Raw genomic sequence first — 1,501 nt, 5'->3', positions numbered from 1 at the left:
TAAGAAATTAAAAAAATCAAAAAATATAAGTAAAAATGTTAATAAGAAATTAAAAAAATCAAAAAATATAAGTAAAAATGTTAATAAGAAATTAAAATACTTTTTAATGTTAAGCGTAGCTTTGTTTTTTGGTTACTTTTTTTTTAAAAAAGTAGTTTAAAAATAAAAAGAATTGTTAAAATAAAAGAGATGAGTGAAACTGAATTTACAACTGTTAGAAACAAAAATAATTATAAAAAAATGGAAAATGATTTACAAAATCTACAAAGAAAAATATATAGTCCAAAAGTAGATTTGATTTCATTAGATAATTACTTTAAAGTTAGAATTGAATTACCTGGAGTTGAAAAAAGTACTATTAAAATTCAAATTAAAGAACAACAAATTATTTTAATCTCTGGTATTAGAAATTCAGAATTTAATGACCTTGAAAATTCTAAAGTAATTTATAGCGAAACAAGATATGGTAATTTTATTAGAAGAGTAAAATTACCAGAAGTAATCAAGCCTTTTTATTTTAATGCAAATGACTGCAATTTAAAAAATGGTGTACTTTATCTTCAATTTGAAAAACAAGCTGAAAAACAAGCTGAAAAACAATTTGAAAAACAAGCTGAAAAACAAGCTGAAAAACAACCTGAAAAAAAATTAAATTGGGCTGATGAAATTTAATTGTATCATTTGTATCAATTGTATCTCAATTCATTTTCTTTTAAAACAATGTATTTTACATCTATATTTTCATCATTTATTTCATTGTAAAAATCTTCAAAAATAACATTCTGGTTTATTTGTTTTATAACAAATTTAAAAAATCTTTTTTGAATTGATTTTAATTTATCTTGTTTATGAATAAGAATACGTTTATCACCCAATTTATTGTAAAAATTTATAATTTTATCATTTTCTGAAGTTAATAAAATAAGATGTATTTGAGGATCTAAAAATTGATCAATATCATCAATCTGATCTAAAATAGTTGTATCGATAATATATATAGTTTTCTTATTTTCTTCATTTGGTGTATTTTTCTGAATTTTTTGTTTTACATAAAAATTTGTAAAATATAAATACGGATTGTCTAATAACATTTGTTTAAACATTTTTCTATTAGTATTTGGTGTAAAAATATAAATGTCATTACTATATATATTATTAACGTCTTTTAAAAGACTTAATTTATATAGAATATCACTTATAATATCAAAATTATCCTTTTTATTATCATTTGTTATTAGTATATTTTTTTTATAAAACTCTGAAGGTTTTAATATATATTTCTTTAATAACTTATTATTTACATTTTCATCTACATTTTCATTTACATTTTCATCTACATTTTCATTTACATTTTCATCTACATTTTCATTTACATTTTCATCTACATTTTCATTTAATTCAGACTGTTCCTTATCATAACTATAACTTGAAAAAGAACATGAAGAAACTAAAGAAGATAAAATATCTGATTCTTTAATACTCGCCTTTTTTACACTAGCCT

General features: G+C 19.9%; 2 protein-coding genes. One reads left to right on the top strand and one right to left on the bottom strand.

The annotated features are described in order from the left end of the window. Positions 1-189: 189 nt before the first annotated feature. Complete coding sequence (locus AC8IG9_RS06090; protein ID WP_507425922.1) at positions 190-672, top strand: Hsp20/alpha crystallin family protein; 483 nt, start codon at positions 190-192, stop codon at positions 670-672. Positions 673-686: 14 nt separating this feature from the next. Here the strand turns inward: AC8IG9_RS06090 and AC8IG9_RS06085 are convergent. Continuing rightward, positions 687-1,501, bottom strand: an 815-nt coding sequence (locus AC8IG9_RS06085; RefSeq protein ID WP_507425921.1) for a hypothetical protein, incomplete at its 5' end; no start/stop codon positions are given.

It is taken from the genome of Candidatus Allofontibacter sp., assembly GCF_040404065.1.
Lineage (GTDB): Bacteria > Pseudomonadota > Alphaproteobacteria > Pelagibacterales > Pelagibacteraceae > Fontibacterium.
The sequence above is the reverse complement of the archived record's forward strand: the minus strand, read 5'-3'. Positions and strand labels throughout refer to the sequence as shown.